The organism is Streptomyces lancefieldiae, assembly GCF_031845825.1.
GTDB lineage: Bacteria > Actinomycetota > Actinomycetes > Streptomycetales > Streptomycetaceae > Streptomyces > Streptomyces lancefieldiae.
The window spans coordinates 1-15,425 of record NZ_JAVRFH010000022.1 but is presented as its reverse complement, the minus strand read 5'-3'; the positions used below and the strand labels follow the sequence as shown (position 1 = coordinate 15,425).

General features: G+C 73.3%; 18 protein-coding genes. 10 read left to right on the top strand and 8 right to left on the bottom strand.

Annotation, left to right across the window (positions count from 1 at the left end; all coding sequences use genetic code 11):
* Positions 1 to 6: 6 nt before the first annotated feature.
* Positions 7 to 591 (bottom strand): Uma2 family endonuclease, encoded by a 585-nt coding sequence (locus tag RM812_RS21585; protein WP_311574862.1) that lies wholly within the window; start codon positions 589 to 591, stop codon positions 7 to 9.
* Complete coding sequence (locus RM812_RS21580; RefSeq protein WP_311574861.1) at positions 588 to 1,082, bottom strand: ATP-binding protein; 495 nt, start codon at positions 1,080 to 1,082, stop codon at positions 588 to 590. Before RM812_RS21580 ends, RM812_RS21585 begins: the two co-directional genes overlap by 4 nt.
* Positions 1,083 to 1,287: 205 nt before the next feature.
* Between RM812_RS21580 and RM812_RS21575 the strand changes: the two genes are divergently transcribed.
* Both RM812_RS21575 and RM812_RS21570 read left to right on the top strand, forming a co-directional pair.
* Complete coding sequence (locus RM812_RS21575; protein ID WP_311574860.1) at positions 1,288 to 2,172, top strand: helix-turn-helix domain-containing protein; 885 nt, start codon at positions 1,288 to 1,290, stop codon at positions 2,170 to 2,172.
* A complete protein-coding gene (locus tag RM812_RS21570) occupies positions 2,172 to 2,351 on the top strand; it encodes a DUF397 domain-containing protein (RefSeq protein WP_311574859.1) in 180 nt (59 codons plus the stop codon). The genes RM812_RS21575 and RM812_RS21570 overlap by 1 nt, the downstream gene beginning before the upstream one ends.
* Before the next feature lie 21 nt (positions 2,352 to 2,372).
* Here the strand turns inward: RM812_RS21570 and RM812_RS21565 are convergent, their stop codons facing one another.
* From RM812_RS21565 to RM812_RS21550, 4 genes are all read right to left on the bottom strand, one after another.
* Positions 2,373 to 3,050, bottom strand: a complete 678-nt coding sequence (locus RM812_RS21565) for a class I SAM-dependent methyltransferase (RefSeq protein WP_311574858.1) — start codon at positions 3,048 to 3,050, stop codon at positions 2,373 to 2,375.
* A 284-nt stretch (positions 3,051 to 3,334) separates the two neighbouring features.
* The gene (locus tag RM812_RS21560; protein ID WP_311574857.1) at positions 3,335 to 4,693 is read right to left on the bottom strand and encodes an FtsX-like permease family protein; all 1,359 of its coding nucleotides are present in this window, start codon (positions 4,691 to 4,693) and stop codon (positions 3,335 to 3,337) included.
* The gene (locus RM812_RS21555) at positions 4,690 to 5,385 is read right to left on the bottom strand and encodes an ABC transporter ATP-binding protein (RefSeq protein WP_311574856.1); all 696 of its coding nucleotides are present in this window, start codon (positions 5,383 to 5,385) and stop codon (positions 4,690 to 4,692) included. Before RM812_RS21555 ends, RM812_RS21560 begins: the two co-directional genes overlap by 4 nt.
* Complete coding sequence (locus RM812_RS21550) at positions 5,382 to 5,915, bottom strand: PadR family transcriptional regulator (protein ID WP_311574855.1); 534 nt, start codon at positions 5,913 to 5,915, stop codon at positions 5,382 to 5,384. Before RM812_RS21550 ends, RM812_RS21555 begins: the two co-directional genes overlap by 4 nt.
* Before the next feature lie 257 nt (positions 5,916 to 6,172).
* Here RM812_RS21550 and RM812_RS21545 point away from each other — a divergent pair, with 257 nt between their 5' ends.
* The 3 genes from RM812_RS21545 (at position 6,173) to RM812_RS21535 (ending at position 8,963) form a co-directional block, all read left to right on the top strand.
* Positions 6,173 to 6,478, top strand: a complete 306-nt coding sequence (locus tag RM812_RS21545) for a hypothetical protein (RefSeq protein WP_311574854.1) — start codon at positions 6,173 to 6,175, stop codon at positions 6,476 to 6,478.
* 14 nt (positions 6,479 to 6,492) lie between these two features.
* On the top strand, positions 6,493 to 8,616 hold the full coding sequence (gene malQ, locus RM812_RS21540; protein ID WP_311574853.1) for a 4-alpha-glucanotransferase: 2,124 nt from the start codon (positions 6,493 to 6,495) through the stop codon (positions 8,614 to 8,616).
* Positions 8,617 to 8,687: 71 nt separating this feature from the next.
* Positions 8,688 to 8,963 carry a hypothetical protein gene (locus RM812_RS21535; protein ID WP_311574852.1) on the top strand — a complete coding sequence of 92 codons (276 nt, stop codon included), beginning with the start codon at positions 8,688 to 8,690 and terminating at the stop codon, positions 8,961 to 8,963.
* 177 nt (positions 8,964 to 9,140) lie between these two features.
* Here the strand turns inward: RM812_RS21535 and RM812_RS21530 are convergent, their stop codons facing one another.
* Positions 9,141 to 9,773, bottom strand: a complete 633-nt coding sequence (locus RM812_RS21530; protein ID WP_311574851.1) for a TetR/AcrR family transcriptional regulator — start codon at positions 9,771 to 9,773, stop codon at positions 9,141 to 9,143.
* 293 nt (positions 9,774 to 10,066) lie between these two features.
* Between RM812_RS21530 and RM812_RS21525 the strand changes: the two genes are divergently transcribed.
* Positions 10,067 to 11,578, top strand: a complete 1,512-nt coding sequence (locus tag RM812_RS21525) for an FAD-dependent monooxygenase (RefSeq protein ID WP_311574850.1) — start codon at positions 10,067 to 10,069, stop codon at positions 11,576 to 11,578.
* Positions 11,579 to 11,593: 15 nt separating this feature from the next.
* On the opposite strand, the gene RM812_RS21520 is transcribed toward RM812_RS21525, so the two are convergent.
* On the bottom strand, positions 11,594 to 12,118 hold the full coding sequence (locus RM812_RS21520) for a MarR family winged helix-turn-helix transcriptional regulator (RefSeq protein ID WP_311574849.1): 525 nt from the start codon (positions 12,116 to 12,118) through the stop codon (positions 11,594 to 11,596).
* 132 nt (positions 12,119 to 12,250) lie between these two features.
* Between RM812_RS21520 and RM812_RS21515 the strand changes: the two genes are divergently transcribed.
* Genes RM812_RS21515 through RM812_RS21500 form a run of 4 tightly spaced genes read left to right on the top strand, consistent with a single transcriptional unit; the run spans position 12,251 to position 15,376 of the window.
* Entirely contained in the window at positions 12,251 to 13,198 is a 948-nt protein-coding gene (locus RM812_RS21515; RefSeq protein WP_311574848.1) for an EamA family transporter, read from the top strand.
* Positions 13,199 to 13,234: 36 nt separating this feature from the next.
* On the top strand, positions 13,235 to 14,206 hold the full coding sequence (locus RM812_RS21510) for a DMT family transporter (RefSeq protein ID WP_394816499.1): 972 nt from the start codon (positions 13,235 to 13,237) through the stop codon (positions 14,204 to 14,206).
* A gap of 9 nt (positions 14,207 to 14,215) precedes the next feature.
* The gene (locus RM812_RS21505; protein ID WP_311574847.1) at positions 14,216 to 15,172 is read left to right on the top strand and encodes a LysR family transcriptional regulator; all 957 of its coding nucleotides are present in this window, start codon (positions 14,216 to 14,218) and stop codon (positions 15,170 to 15,172) included.
* A gap of 18 nt (positions 15,173 to 15,190) precedes the next feature.
* The gene (locus tag RM812_RS21500) at positions 15,191 to 15,376 is read left to right on the top strand and encodes a DUF1737 domain-containing protein (protein WP_311574846.1); all 186 of its coding nucleotides are present in this window, start codon (positions 15,191 to 15,193) and stop codon (positions 15,374 to 15,376) included.
* Positions 15,377 to 15,425 lie beyond the last annotated feature (49 nt).

Below are 15,425 nucleotides of genomic sequence, written 5' to 3'. Positions count from 1 at the left end.
GGGCGCTCAGCGCACCCAGTTCTTCAGCGGTTCGGTGTCCAGGGTGATCCCGACCGGCTCGGGCAGGACGACCTCCTTGCCGAAGGGCAGCGTCTGCACGGTCTCGTACCGTCCGCCGTCCGGCCGGCTGTGCACCTTGACCTCGCAGGTGTCCCGGTCGATCAGCAGGTACACCGGAATACCGGTCCCGGCATAGGCGCGGGGCTTCTCGACGCGGTCGCGCCGGTCCGTGTCGGAGTCGTACGAGGTGACCTCGACGACCATGAGAACGGGGGCGGCGTCGGCCCACTCCCCCTGGCCGACGAAGGCCTCCGCCGAGGCCAGGGAGCCGTCCGGGCGGGCGCGACCCTCCCGATAGGTCTCGACCACGAGCCCCTGTGTGGGATCCAGCCACAGATCGGGCCGGTGCTGCATGCAGATGCGCGTCAGCCACTGAATGACGCGTCCGTGATCGCCGTCGGGCACGGCCTTCCCCCCCAGATGTCCGTTGATGAACTCGAGCCGTGCGCCTTCTATGCTCCGGGCGGCGTGGCGGGCGAGTTCCTCGAACTCGGTGACGAGCATCTGGGGCCTGTCGGCGGTCACGGTCACAGGGCTCCTCCGGGTTTGCGGGGGTCCACATGGTCAGCGTAGGGGAAAGGGGTCTGGCAGGCGGGGACATCCCACTCGGCGTACACGGTCTTGCCGACGGTCCGCGGCCCCCAGCCCCACCGCGCGGCCAGTGCCCCCACCAGCACCAGTCCCCGCCCGAACTGCTCGGCCACGTCCCCGGCAGGGCGCGGGCTCGGCAACCGCTCACCGCGTGGGTCGGTCACCTCCACGCGCAGGACGCGGTGACCGAGGCTGACGCGTACGCGGATGAGCCGGCCCCGGAGGCTGCCGTGCAGCAGGGCGTTGGTCATCAGCTCCGACACGACGAGGGCGACGTCCCCGGCGACACCCGCCTGCCCCCACTCGCTGACGAGCCGCGCGACTCTGCGCCGGGCGAGGGGGACGCTGCGCTGGGTGGGGGTGTAGTCGAGGCGGTCTTCGTGGAGGAGCGGTCCGGGCTCGGGGTCCACGCAGGGTTCCGGTTCGGTCATGGGGGATCCGTCTCCTGGTACGGACGGCGGTGTCTCTGCCGCACCTGAGTGAGGGCAGGGCGGTGCGCTTCCGCCGTCGGGCGGAGCCGTCGAGTGAGCGGCTGGGCACTCACCGTAGTCATGAGGAGGCTCCTGGAGCAATCTATTCGGGGAAGATATGTCCCAGAGTTGGACTCGGCGGCAGCTCGGCGGACACACTGTGACCGTGACGCGATCAACTCAAGCGGCAGGCAACCGGATCTCGACGGTTCTGGGGCGCAAGCTGGGTGCTGAACTACTGCGGCTGCGAGACGCCTCGGGTAAGACGCAGCAGCAGGCGGCGGGTGCCATCTCCGCGACCGCGACGAAGGTCGTGAAGATGGAACGCGGCTGGGTTCCCATGCGGGACCCGGACATCCGCGCGCTGTGTGACTTCTACGAGGTGCGCGACGGCAGGACGGTCGGCCGGCTGCTCGGACTCGCCCGGCTGGATCGGGAGCGCCGCAAGGCGAAGGGGTGGTGGCGGCAGACGCCGCAGGCCGAAGCGGTCGCGGAATACATCTCCATGGAGGACGTGGCCAGTCAGGTGCGCACGTGGCAGCAGGCCTTCGTCCCTGGCCTGTTGCAGACACCCGAGTACACGAGGGCGCTCGTGGTGAGCGAAGGCGTCTGGACGGACCCTGACGAGATCGAAGGTGTCGTCGAGGTCCGCATGAAGCGCCAGGAGCGTCTTGAGGGGAGCGAGCCGCTCCAGCTGTACGCGGTCATCTGGGAGGCGGCGCTGCGGCAACAGGTCGGTGGGCCGGACGTGATGCGCGCGCAGTTGCGGTACATCCTGGAATTGGCTCAGCTTCCGAACGTGCGGCTCCAGGTGTTGCCTTTCCGCGCGGGCGGGCATGCTTGCATGGCCGGAGCCTTCAGCATTGTCTCGTTCACCGAGCCCGAGTCTGTGGACGTGGTCCACGTCGACACCATCGCGGCTACCGTGTGGGTCGAGGACGCGGTCGAAAGCGCCACCTACAGCGCCTTCTTCGACCGCACCGCACGACTGAGCCTGGCTCCCAAGGACTCGCTCGGATTGATCGAGAGCATCAGCGAGGGCATGCAGTGATGAACGGCTTCGAGTTCGTGAAGTCCAGCTACAGCAGTGGAAGTGGCGAGTGCGTCGAGGTCGCCCGGAACATCCCCCGCACGGTGGTCGTCCGTGACTCCAAGGGGCCGGGCGGCGGCCCGATACTCCGTCTCGCGCCGCAGGCCTGGGCGGCGTTCGTGAGCTCATTGGGCCGGTGACCCGTGCGAGGGCCCCGGAGGTCACTCCGCAGACACCACTTCGGCACCGGCCGCCCAGACGAGCGTGTAGCGCCAGAACAGCCGACGGCGTGACCGCGTGCCGGGCAGGGCGTCACGGGCCTCGCCGACGATCTCGGCGAAGGTCATGCCCGCGGGTCGGGTCGGGGCCGTCACGGAGAGCGGACGGGGCGTGCTGCCGCCCCTGTTCTTGAGCCACCCGGTGGCGGCGTTCAGCGGGGCGGCCACCGCGCCGAGCAGATGGTCCACGGCGGTGTCGGCCCGGTACAGGCCGACGACCACCAGAGTGCCTCCCGGGGCCAGGTGCCGCCGGAGGACGGTGAGCGTCTCGGTGAACGGCAGGTGGTGGAGGGTGGCGACGCACGTGATGACGTCGTAGGGCCCGGCGGGGATACCGTTCGGAGCCTCGGCGACCGTGAAGGTCACCGGGGTCGTCGGAGAGGTCAGCCGCTGCGCCTGGGCGGTGATCACCGGGTCCGAGTCGATTCCCCGGACCTCGTCGGCGCGGGTGGCCAGGAGCCGGGCCAGGTCGCCGCTGCCGGAGCCGATGTCCAGCGCCCTGCCGAAGCGTCCGGGAAGCTGCCGCAGGATCCACCGGTGGTAGTGGGCGTTGTGGTCCCAGGGATGCGCGGCGTTGAACCCGTCGAGCGCCTGGAGGAGCCGATGCGGCAGTGACGTCATGTGTTTCCTCCGACCATTCGTTCGCTCCCGGGCCGGAAGCCCGCGTGCAGGCGGCTTCCCCAGCCCAGCACACCGCCCCAGAACCGTGAACACTCTCGCCCCCACTGTCCCCAAGCCGCTCGTCTGAGCGCCGAGATGACAGCCACCCGCCGACTGCTCACGCCTTTCAGTACGGCCCCCGCCCTGCACCCCGCGGCAGCGGGACGTCATCCGGCATGGTCGCCGGCGTGCGACGTGCGTGCGACGTGCGTGCGACGTGCGCGCGTCCCGGCGTCGGGCGCCGTTCACACGTACCGCAGCTCCCCCGGCCGTACCGAGCGGCCCAGCAGGGGCAGGGCCGTCGCCGCGGCCAGCAGGCAGGTCGTGTACACCGCGGGCGCGACCAGCAGGGCCGTCCACGGGATCGAGCCGTCGCCTCTGAGGGAGGAGTACCAGACGCCGATCGCCAGGCCCCCGCCGCCGGCCAGCAGTAGGGCGGGTGCGAGAGGGAGGGCGGTCTCCAGGAGCAGGGCGCGGTTCAGGACCGGGCGTGGGACGCCGGCGGCGACCTGGACGGCCAGCGCCCGGCGTCGGGTGGTCAGGGACTCGGCGGTGCCCACGGCGAGGCCGGAGAGCGTGATCGCCAGGGCGACGAGGAGCGCGGCGCCGGTCAGGTCGAGGCCGGTGGTGTAGTACGCCATGTCGGCGCCGAGGTGCTCCTCTTCGATACGCAGTTCGTCGAGCATCGCGTGCCGGACGCACAGGAAGGCCGTTCCGGCGACCGTCACCACCAGGACGGCGGCGTGGATGCGGGCCGGGGCCCACGGGTCGTCGCGCAGCCGTGCCGCCGCGAGCAGCGTCGTCGCCGTCCGGGCCCGCTCGGCCAGGAGCCGGCCGGTGATCCGGGCCGTGGACCCGGCCAGCCACACCGCGCCCGCGCCGAGCGCGACGACGAGGGCGAAGACGGTCAGCGGAGTCTGCCAGTCGAACCGGTTGCCCGCCCTGCGACCGCTGTCCATGACGAGCGGAGCCACCCCGGCCAACAGGACGAGGCCGCCCAGGAACAGCATCCCCGGCCCCCGGCCCGTGCCCGGCCCCACCCGGCGCACCCACCCCAGTGGCGAGGCCACCACGCGGCGCAGTGCCAGCGCACCCGCCACCGCGCCCAGCACCGGTACGCCGACGGCGGCCAGCGCGATGCCCGCCCAGGTCACCGCGGTCGGCCCGCTCCACACGCGCACCACCACCAGCACCGAGAAGACGGTCGCCACCGCCGAGCCGAGCGAACAGGCGAGCCCGGTCTCCAGCGCCGCGATCCGCCGCACCTGCCACGGCGTCGCCCCGGCCAGCCGCAGCGCGGCCAGCCGCCGGTCGCGGTGCACCGCGCCGATCCGCGTGCACTGGCCGAGGAAGGCCAGCACCGGCACCAGCAGCAACAACAGGCCCGCGATCACGCCGGAGCGGGTACCCGACTGGCTCACCAGGCCGTGGAAGAGCGAGACGGCGTAACCGTCCCGGACCGACGCGAGCACGACGGCCGCCGACGCGAAGCCCGTCGCGAGCGCCGAGCCCGCCGCCGTGAGCGTGATCCGCCACCACTCCCGCCGGTCCGAGCCGTGCAGCAGCTGCCGGGCCAGCCGGAGATCCGATCCCACCGCGCTCACGCCGCCACCCCCTGCGCCGTCACGGCACCGTCCCGCAGCCGGACCTCGCGGTCCGCGTACGCGGCCACCTGAGCGTCGTGCGTGACCAGCAGCACCGCGGTGCCCGACTCGCGGGCCGTGTGCGCCAGCGTCGTCATCACCTGCTCGCCCGCCAGCGAGTCCAGCGCCCCGGTCGGCTCGTCCGCGAACAGCGCCTTCGGCCCGGTGACCAGCGCGCGGGCCAGCGCCGCCCGTTGTGCCTGCCCACCGCTCATCTCGCCCGGCCGCAACTCCTCCTGACCGCGCACCCCGAACCGCTCCAGCCACTCCCCGGCCCGCGCCCGCGCCTCCGCCCGGCCGGTTCCGGCCAGCAACAGCGGCAGCGCCACGTTGTCCAGGGCCGTCAGCTCCGGGATCAGCTGGCCGAACTGGAAGACCACGCCGAACTCGGTGCGGCGCAGCTCGCTCAGCCGCTTCTCCGGCAACTCCTCCAGCCGCTGCCCGTCGTACGTCACCGAGCCGGCGTCCGGCCGGACGATCCCGGCCAGGCAGTGCAGCAGCGTCGACTTCCCGCTGCCACTGGCTCCGGTGACGGCGAGGATCTCGCCTGCCCGCAGCTCGACATGGGCACCGCGCAGGGCCCGCGTGCTGCCGTGCGTCTTGACCAGCCCGGCGGCCGTGAGCAGCGGCCCCCTCGTGTCCCCGTTCGTCATGTCGCGCAGACCTCCGCGGTCAAAGTGGTGAGCCGGGCCGCCGTGGTGGTCATCCAGCGGAGGTCGGCGTCGAGGTGGTTGAGGGCGTAGTCGGCCGAGAGGACGGTCGTCAGGTCCGTGCCCGGGGCCGTCTTGACCACCGTGAGCTCCCGCATCCGCGCCATGTGGGCGGTGCGCTGGGCCAGCAGGTAGGCGCCCGCGTCGCCGCCGGTCAGGATCGAGACGACGACCTTGGCGAAGATCTCGTTCGTCACGAAGGGCGCGGGCGGGGCGATCTCGGCCGCCCACCGCGCCAGTTCGCGCGCGCCCTCGTCCGTCGCGCGGTACGCCGTCCGCTCCGGACCGCCGTCCGACGCGGTGCCGTCGACCTCCGCCAGGCCGTCCCGGACCAGGCGCTGCAGGGTGGTGTAGACCTGCCCGTAGGCCAGCGGGCGGGCCTGCGGGAAGCGTTCGTCGTGGCGTCGCTTCAGGTCGTAACCATGGCTTGGCCCCGAAGCGAGCAGGCCCAGCAGAAGATGACGGGTGCTCATGGGGAGCAGTATTCACCGAGTACATGTACTGAGTGAATAGTTGCTCGGGGGGTTTTCGGAGGCGGGCGGCGTCGGCGTGACCGGTTTGCGTGATCCGTGAGCGGGTTAGGTGATTTCTTGGCCCGGATACGGACCGATTTCGGGGAGCCGGACGGTGACCAGGGTCACGTTGTCGGCCCCGGGGCGTCTGTCCTCCCGTCGACTGGGTAGGGCTGTCGTAATCCGCCGAAAGCGTGCTCGACACAAAGGAGACCCCCGTGGCTGCACAGGCACCCCTTCTGCTCCCGGCCCCTTCCAAACGCGTGGCGGAGCCGTCCACGCCGTGGGCGGAGTCCTCCGCCGCCTCCGACACCCCGCACTACTGCGTCTTCGGCGCCACCGGCAGCTGCGCCGAGACCCCGCTGACCAGCGAGCCGCCGCTGCCCGACGCCGAGCCCCTCACCAGCGAGTCGCCGTTCGCCGACGCCGTACCGCTGACCAGCGAGTCCTCGCCCGAGCTCACGGCGGACGTGCCGGAGCAGGGCGGCCCCTCCTTCGCCGTTCCGGAACCCACGAGGTCATAGGGGTCAGGTCGTAGATGACAGCTGCCCGGCCGGCCGAGCCCCCCACCGAGGACCTGCCCGAGGACCTGACCCGGCTCGCCGCCCTGCACGGCGTCGCCACCTCCTACAGCCCCGCCCCGGACCGCACCGTCGCGGCCTCGGCCACCGCCGTCACCCTCGCCCTGGCCGCCCTCGGCGTGGACGCGAGCACACCTCGGGCCGTACGGGCCGCGCTCGCCGCCCGTGAGAGCGAGCTGCGCGACCGCCTGCTGCCGCCCACCGTCGTCGGCCTCGTCGGCCGGAGCGACGGCGGCACACCGGCGGCCCTCGCCGCACTCCCCGAGGGCACCCGGCTGCGCGTCGACACCGAGCAGGGCGAGACCCGTACCGACGCCCGGCAGCTCCCGCCCGGAATCCACCGACTGACGGCCACCGCGCCCGACGGCCGCACCGCGCGGGCCCACCTGATCATCGCGCCCGCCCGGCTGCCCACCCCCGCCGCACGCTCCTACGGACTCCTCGTCCAGCTCTACTCACTCCTCTCCCGCCGCTCCTGGGGCATGGGCGACCTCGGCGACCTCGGCGAACTGACCGCCTGGGCCGCACGCGCCCTCGGCGTCGGGTTCGTCCAGGTCAACCCGCTGCACGCGGCCGTGCCCGGCGCCCCCACGGACCCCTCCCCGTACCGGCCCTCCTCGCGCCGTTTCCCCGACCCCGTCCACCTGCGGATCGAGGACGTGCCCGAGTGCGCGTACGTCACCGACCACGAGCGGGTCCGGGCACTCCAGGAGCGGGCGGGGCGGCTGCGCGAGGCCGTACTGGAGAAGGGCGCCCTCATCGACCGGGACGCCGTGTGGGAGCTCAAGCGCGACGCCCTCGAACTGCTCCACGAGGTCCCCCTCGGCCCCGGCCGCCGCGCCGCCTACCGCGACTACCTCGCCGAACAGGGCACGGCCCTGGAGGACCACGCCACCTGGTGCGCGCTCGCCGAGGTCCACGGCCCCGACTGGCACCGGTGGCCCGAGGGCCTGCGCGACCCCCGCTCGGCCGACACCGCCCGCGCCCGCGCCGAGCTGACGGACCGCGTCGACTTCCACTCCCGCCTCACCTGGCTCACCGACACCCAGCTCACCACCGCCCAGCGCACCGCCCGCGAGGCCGGCATGCCGGTCGGGGTCGTCCACGACCTCGCGGTGGGTGTCCACCCGCGGGGCGCCGACACCTGGGCCCAGCAGGAGTACTTCGCCGCCGGCATGTCGGTCGGCGCACCGCCCGACGCCTTCAACGCCCGCGGCCAGGACTGGGGCCTGCCGCCCTGGCGCCCCGACCGCCTGGCCGACTCCGGCTACGCACCCTTCCGGCGCCTGCTGCGCGGCCTGTTCCGCTACGCCGGAGCCCTGCGCATCGACCACGTCATGGGCCTGTTCCGGCTCTGGTGGGTCCCCGAGGGCCACCCGCCCACCGAGGGCACGTACGTCCGCTACGACGCCGAGGCCATGCTCGCCGTCCTCGCCCTGGAGGCCACCCGGGCCGGCGCCGTCGTCATCGGCGAGGACCTCGGCACCGTGGAACCCGGCGTGCGCGAGGCGCTGCGCGAACGCGGGGTGCTCGGGACCTCGGTGCTGTGGTTCGAGCGCGACTGGTCGGGCGACGGCCGCCCCCTGCCCCCCGAGCGGTGGCGCGCCGACTGCCTGGCCACCGCCACCACCCACGACCTGCCGTCCACCGCCGCCCGCCTCACCGGAGACCACGTCGAACTCCGCGACCGCCTGGGCCTGCTCACCCGCCCGCTGGAGGAGGAGCGGGCCGAGGCGTCGGCGGACACGGCCGAGTGGCTGGACGTACTGGCCCGGCTCGGCCTGCTGCAGGGCACCGGTGATGCCCCGGGCGCCCCTTCCGGGGACCCTTCCGAGGAGGCCCGGATCCAGGCCGTCCACCGCTTCCTGCTGCGCACCCCCGCCCGCATGGTCGGCATCTGGCTCCCGGACGCCGTCGGCGACCGCCGCCCGCAGAACCTCCCCGGCACCTGGGACCAGTATCCGAACTGGCGTCTGCCCGTCGCCGGCGCCGACGGCCGCCCGGTGACGCTGGAGGACCTGGCCGCCTCGCCCCGCCTGCACGCCCTGATCGACGTCGTACGGGATCGGGCCGGCGGCTGAGCGGGACGCCCGCGGGCCCCGTACGGCACCCCGGGCGCGCGCTCCCTCGGGCCGTTCGCTAACTTTGCACCGTGGACAAGAAGAACGCCCTGCGCGCCGGCGCCCTGGCAGCCGGTACGACGCTGATGATGCTGCTCATGTCGTCCCCCGCCTCCGCGCTGACCCGCGACGACGGCGACGACCCCGGCACGGGCCTGAGCGTCGTCGAGACGCTGGGCCTCTACGTCCTGGCCCCGATCGCGCTGTTCGCGATCATCGCGGGCCTGGTCCTGGTCCTGGACAGGTCCCAGGAGAAGCACCGGGTGACCAGCCGCAACGTCAAGACCAAGGCCAACGCGAAGGCCTGACACCCACTTTCGCCACACCGAGGGCGCCGACCCCGCCACGCGTACGCACCAGCCGTACGCAGCGGGGGCGGCGCCCTCGGTGCTGTGCTGGTTGGGCCGGTACGCGGGGCGCCCGCGGGGCGGCCCGGAATCAGCCCCGCCTGATCGGGTCGGGCCGGGCGGGCGGTACGGCCTGCTTCACCGCCGGCGGCTCGGACCGCCCGGGTGGTCCGGAAGGCCCGGGTGAGGCGCCGTCAGGTACCGCTGCAGCGTCGGGCCCAGCCATGCCACGATCTCCTCCCGGGCCAGATCGGCGGCCGAGGGAAAGCGCAGGACGTAGCGGGTGAGCGCCAGCCCCAGCAACTGGGAGGAGACCAGTGCGGCGCGCTCCGGGACCTGCTCCGGGTCGGGGCAGACCTGCCGGGCGACCGGGAGGACCTGGTCCCGGAAGATGTCCTGTGTGCGTTCGGCCCCGGCCCGGCTGGTGGCGGCGACCCGGAGCAGAGCGGTGAGGACCTCGTTCTCCTCCCACATCGCCAGGAAGTGCCGCGCCAGGGCCTGCCCGACCTCCTGCCGGGGCAACGCGCTCAGGTCGGGCATCTCGAGGTCGATGGCGACGGCCGCGGCGAACAGGCCCTCCTTCGTGCCGTAGTAGCGCATCACCATCGACGGGTCGATCTTCGCGTCCCGGGCGATGGCGCGAATGGTCGCCCGCTCGTAGCCGTCGGAGGCGAACCGCTCGCGTGCGGCGCGCAGGATGGCGGCGCGGGTGGAATCCGAGCGGCGGGCGGTGGTTCGGGTCTCGCCGGGTTCGCTGTCGTTGGTGTACATGCCCCAGAGCGTAGGTCAACAGGCGTAGGCCAACAAGTGTTGACCCGCCGCCGAGGGCGGCTTATCGTGGTCTACGAGCGTTGGTCAACGAATGTTGGCAAACGCGTGTGGGCCGAGCGGCAATGAGCGTTGGTGAACCGCCGTTGGCAAGCCGACGTTGGCCCATATGCCCGTTGGTGACCAGCCGTTTGCAAACAGCCGTTTGCATACAGCCGTGTGCCCACAGGCGTTGGCACGCAGCCGTTGGCCCACATGCGTTGGCATTCCGCACGTCGCCATCCCGGGAGGCCCCGATGAACGACAACCGCGTCAACCTCGGCAAACACGTCAACCGCGTCAACCGCGACACCGACGTCACCGACGTCACCGACACCCGCACCGTCCTCGTCGTCGGCTCCGGCCCCACCGGGCTGCTGCTGGCCGGTGACCTGGCCACCGCGGGCATCCCCGTCACCGTCGTCGAGAAGCGCCCGGCCGGGATCAGCAACCTCTCCCGCGCCTTCGTCCTGCACGCCCGCACCCTCGAACAACTCGACGCCCGGGGCCTGGCCGACGAACTGGAGGCGCTCGGCCGCCCGCAGGACCGACTGCCCCTCTTCGGCGGGCTCGCCCTCGATTTCGCCGCGCTCCCCTCCCGCTTCCGCCACGTCCTCGTCATCCCGCAGTACGAGGTCGAGAAGGTCCTGCTGCGGCGGGCCCGCGAGGCCGGCGCCGACATCCGGTACGGGACCGAGATGACCGCCCTGAGCCAGGACGCCGACGGCGTGACCGTCGACGTCACCGGGTCCGGCGGGGAGCGCGAGCGGCTGCGGGCCGCGTACGTCGTCGGCGCCGACGGGATGCGCAGTGCCGTGCGGAGCGCGGTCGGGCTGCCGTTCCCGGGGCGTTCGGTGGTCCGGTCGGTGATCCTGGCGGACGTACGGCTCGCCGAGCCGCCCGAAGCCCTGCTCTCCGTGAACGCCGTCGGCGACGCCTTCGCCTTCCTCGGCTCCTTCGGCGACGGCTACCACCGCGTCGTCGCCTGGCGCCGGGACCGGAGCGCTCCCGACGACGCGCCCGTCGACCTCGACGAGGTCAGGGAGATCACCCGGTACGTCCACGGACGTGACTTCGGCATGCACGACGCCCGCTGGCTGTCCCGCTTCCACAGCGACGAACGCCAGGCACCCGCCTATCGCGTGGGACGCGTCCTCCTCGCCGGGGACGCAGCGCACGTCCACACCCCGGCCGGCGGGCAGGGCATGAACATCGGCCTGCAGGACGCGGCCAACCTGAGCTGGAAGCTCGCCCAGGTGGTGGACGGCCACGCCCCCGACTCGCTGCTCGACACCTACCAGGCCGAACGGCACCCCGTCGGCAGGGCCGCGTTGCGCAGCAGCGGCGGGATGATCCGGCTCGTCATGGCCCGGCGCCCCTGGACGCCGGCGCTGCGCAAGACCCTGGTGGCGGTGCTCGGCCGTGTCGGCCCGGCCCGCCGCAGGGTGGCCTACCAGATCACCGGGATCGGGGTGCGCTACCCCGCGCCTTCCGGCGCCCACCGGACGACGGGCGCCCGCGTCCCCGACGTGGCGCTCGCCGGCGGGCGCCGCCTGTACCGGGCGCTGCGCGGAGGCCGGTTCGTGCTGATCACCCCGGAGCCGTACGACGACCGGGGCGCGCACGGGGAGCGGCTGGCGGTGGAGCGCTGGGCCGGGGACAGGCGGACCAGCGTGCTGGTGCGGCCCGACGGGTACGTGGCATGGGCGTCGGACACCGCCGGGCCGACGGCCGGGATCGAGGCCGCCCTCGCCGCTCACCTCGGCTGAAGAGGCAGGCAGTCCCTACCGCTCGGTCGCGAGCAGCAACTCCCTCAGCAGTCCGGCCAGTTGCGCAGCCCGTTCCCCGTCCAGGGCGGACAGTGCCTCCGTCTGGACGGCGAGGCCCGCGCCGACCGCCTCGTCGACCAGGCGCAGCCCCTGCTCGGTGAGCGTGACCCGCAGCCCACGGCGGTCGTGCGGGTCGGGGGAGCGGCTCAGCAGCCCGGCCTGCTCCAGTTTGTCGAGGCGGCCCGTCATGCCGCCGGTGGTGAGCATCAGCGTGGCCGAGAGCTGCCGGGGGGAGAGCGCGTAGGGCTCGCCGGAGCGGCGCAGGGTGGCCAGGACGTCGAACTCCCCGCGCGAGATCCGGTACGCGGCGTACGCCTTCTCCATCCGGTCACCCATGGCGCGCGCGAGCCGGGAGACGCGGCCGAACACCTCCATGGCGGCCGTGTCCAGGTCGGGCCGCACCGTCGCCCACTGGTCGACGATCGCGTCGACGGGGTCCTGGCGCTGTGCGGGCCGCGGTTCGGCGGGGCGTTCAGTCATGGAACGAGTATCGACGGCCCTCCGGTCGGCCGCAAGAAAGTAGCTTGACGGAAACTTGCTTAGAGCTAAGCTACTTTTAGCTAAGCCACTCAGGACCAAGCCACTGCTTTGCCTCTCCCGAAGGGTGCCTCCATGGCCGCCGGCCGCACCGCCGTCATCACCCTCACCGCCCTCGCCCCCGTCTCCTGGGGCACCACCTACGCCGTGACCACCGAGTTCCTGCCGCCCGACCGGCCCCTGTTCACCGGGCTGATGCGCGCCCTGCCCGCCGGTCTGCTGCTGCTCGCCCTCGCCCGGGTGCTGCCGCGCGGCGTCTGGTGGGGGAAGGCGGCGGTGCTGGGCGCGCTGAACATCGGTGCGTTCTTCCCGCTGCTCTTCCTGTCCGCGTACCGGCTTCCGGGCGGCATGGCCGCCGTCGTCGGCTCGATCGGCCCGCTCTTCGTCGTCGGGCTCTCGGCGCTGCTGCTCGGGCAGCGGCCCACCACCCGCTCCGTCCTCACCGGCGTGGTCGCCGCGTTCGGCGTCAGCCTGGTCGTGCTGGAGGCGGCCGGGGCGCTGGACGTCCTCGGCGTGCTCGCTGCCCTCGCCTCCACCGCCTCCATGTCCCTCGGCACCGTCCTCACCAAGCGGTGGGGACGTCCCGACGGCGTCGGCCCGCTCGCCCTCGCCGGCTGGCAGCTCACGGCGGGCGGGCTGCTCATCGCGCCACTCGCCTTCCTGGTGGAGGGCGCCCCGCCCGCGCTGGACGCACCGGCGATCGGCGGCTACCTCTGTCTCGCGCTGGCGAACACGGCGGTGGCGTACTGGCTCTGGTTCCGCGGCATGGGCCGGCTCTCCGCCACCCAGGTCACCTTCCTCGGCCCGCTCTCCCCGCTGACCGCCGCCGTCGTCGGCTGGGCGGCGCTCGGCCAGTCGCTGACGCCGGTGCAAGTGGTGGGCATGGCGCTGGCGTTCGGGGCGACGGTCGCGGGGCAGCGCGCACCTCGCACGGAGGCGACCGCCCGCCGATCTTTCAGTTCTCCTTCAAAGAACGGTCGAAACGATTCGATGGACCTGACGGGTACGGCGCTGCGACGGTAGACCGACCGCGATCGCCGCCCCCGTGAAAGGACCTCCGTGGCCGCAGCCGACCACCGGACCACCACCCTCGCCCCCACCCACGCCTCCGCCCATACCCACACCCCCACCCACGCCGGCACGAGCCCGGTTCCCGGGGTGACGGCCGCCCCCGTCGCCCTCGGTATCGGGCTCGCCGTACTCGCCACCCTCGTCTGGTCCGGCAGCTTCGTCACCTCCCGCGCCCTCGGTGACAGCGTGCCGCCCGTCCAGCACGCGTTCTGGCGCTGGGTGCTGGCGCTCGCCGTCGTCGCCCCGTTCGGCGCCCGGCGGGCCTGGCGGCAACGCGCGCTGATCCGGCGTCACCTCGGCTTCGTGCTCCTCGCCTCCCTGCTCGGCGTGACCGTCTACAACACGCTCGTCAACCAGGCCGGCGTCACCACCCCCGCCGCCAACATGGGCATGATCATGGCGGCGTCCCCGGTGCTGATGGCGGTCTACGAACGGGCGGGCGGCGTACGGCTCGGCGCCCGCCGGGTCGCCGGACTGCTCGTCGCCTGCGCGGGTGTGCTGCTGCTGGTGGGCGGTGACGGGGCGTCGTTCTCGGCCGGGGACCTGTGGATGATCGCCGCCGCCTGCTGCTTCGGGTCGTACAGCGCCCTGCTGCGCCGTAGGCCGGCCGGACTCGACGGCGCCGCCTTCCTCTTCACCACGTTCCTGATCGGCACGGCCCTGCTGCTGCCGGCCCAGGGCGTCAGCCTCGCCGTCGAGGGCGGCTTCACCCCGACACCGGACACCGTCCTCCCCCTCCTCTACGTCGGCGTCACCTCCTCGGCGGTCGCCTTCTTCGCCTGGAACAAGGCGATCTCCCTCATCGGCCCGTCCCGCGCGGGCGTCGTCTACTACCTCCAGCCGGTGTGCGTCGCCCTGCTGTCCTGGGCCCTGCTCGCCGAGCCGACCGGCTGGGCGCAGGTGGGGTGCATGGCGCTGATCCTCGGCGGCGTCGTCCTCGGCGCGGGCGCACGCCGGTAGGTTGCCGCCATGGCCGAATGGGACATCCGCAAACTGCAGATCCTGCGGACGCTGCGGGACCGGGGCACGGTGACCGCGACCGCCGAGGCGCTGCACATGACACCGTCGGCCGTGTCCCAGCAACTGACGAACCTCTCCCGACAACTCGGCGTGGAACTGCTCCAGGCCCACGGCAGACGGGTCCGGCTGACGGACGCGGCCCGACTCGTGCTGCGGCACGCCGAGGCGGTGTTCGAGCAACTGGAACGGGCGGACGCCGAGCTGGCGGCCCACGCGCGCGGGGACGCCGGCGAAGTGAGGGTGGGCGCCTTCTCCACCGCCGTATCCGCCCTCGTCGTACCGGCGGTGACCACCCTGCGGAACACACACCCCGCGATCACGGTGCGGGTGCGCGAGGCCGAGGCGCAGGAGGCGTACGAACTGCTGCAGGCCGGCGAGGTGGATCTCGCCCTCTCCCTGGCCGCCCATGCCCCGACCGCCGCCGACCCCCGCTTCACCCGCGTCCCGCTCCTCGCCGACCCCCTGGACGTCGCCCTTCCCCAGGACCACCCGCTCGCCTCCGCCGAGGAGCCACGGCTGGCCGACCTCGCCGCCGAACCGTGGATCTACGGCAGCAGCGGCCCCTGGTCCGACATCACACGCGCGGCCTGCGAGGCGGCCGGGTTCCGCCCGCACCAGGCGCACGCGGCGGCCGGCTGGACGGCGATCCTCGCGATGGTCGAGGCGGGCATGGGCGTGGCCCTGGTACCGCGCATGGCGGCCGTGCCGCGGGACGGGGTGGTGATGCGCGAGCTGCGCGCGGACCGCCCGGCCCGGCACGTCGTCGCGGCCGTCCGCACGGGGGCGGGCGAAGGAGGAGCCGTGGGCAGGGTCCTTGAGGCACTACGACGGGCCGCGGGGGCCCCGGCGCATGAGCCGCCCCTCCCGGGGCCGGCCCGGCCGCCCGGCTGCCCGGTCGGCGGGTGAGTCTGAGACCCTTCACCCATGACCACGCCACCAGACGGACTGCCCCGCTACCGAGTCCTCACCGGCCCGGACGACGCCGCGTTCTGCCAACGTGTGAGCGAGGCGATCGCCCTCGGCTACGAACTGCACAAAGGCCCCGCCATCACCTTCAACGGTGAGAACGTCATCGTCGCCCAGGCCCTGATCTGGCCGACGCGGCCGTAGCGCCGGCGGTGCCGTCCCCGCGCCCGGCCCCGCCCCCGTCCCCGCGCCC

Coding starts and splice junctions, on each gene's coding strand:
- RM812_RS21565 (WP_311574858.1), bottom strand. CDS start 3,050: ATGACGTCACTGCCGCATCGGCTCCTCCAGGCGCTCGACGGGTTCAAC.
- RM812_RS21580 (WP_311574861.1), bottom strand. CDS start 1,082: ATGACCGAACCGGAACCCTGCGTGGACCCCGAGCCCGGACCGCTCCTC.
- RM812_RS21505 (WP_311574847.1), top strand. CDS start 14,216: ATGGCCGAATGGGACATCCGCAAACTGCAGATCCTGCGGACGCTGCGG.
- RM812_RS21520 (WP_311574849.1), bottom strand. CDS start 12,118: ATGACTGAACGCCCCGCCGAACCGCGGCCCGCACAGCGCCAGGACCCC.
- RM812_RS21525 (WP_311574850.1), top strand. CDS start 10,067: ATGAACGACAACCGCGTCAACCTCGGCAAACACGTCAACCGCGTCAAC.
- RM812_RS21550 (WP_311574855.1), bottom strand. CDS start 5,915: ATGAGCACCCGTCATCTTCTGCTGGGCCTGCTCGCTTCGGGGCCAAGC.
- RM812_RS21500 (WP_311574846.1), top strand. CDS start 15,191: ATGACCACGCCACCAGACGGACTGCCCCGCTACCGAGTCCTCACCGGC.
- malQ (WP_311574853.1), top strand. CDS start 6,493: ATGACAGCTGCCCGGCCGGCCGAGCCCCCCACCGAGGACCTGCCCGAG.
- RM812_RS21555 (WP_311574856.1), bottom strand. CDS start 5,385: ATGACGAACGGGGACACGAGGGGGCCGCTGCTCACGGCCGCCGGGCTG.
- RM812_RS21570 (WP_311574859.1), top strand. CDS start 2,172: ATGAACGGCTTCGAGTTCGTGAAGTCCAGCTACAGCAGTGGAAGTGGC.
- RM812_RS21530 (WP_311574851.1), bottom strand. CDS start 9,773: ATGTACACCAACGACAGCGAACCCGGCGAGACCCGAACCACCGCCCGC.
- RM812_RS21515 (WP_311574848.1), top strand. CDS start 12,251: ATGGCCGCCGGCCGCACCGCCGTCATCACCCTCACCGCCCTCGCCCCC.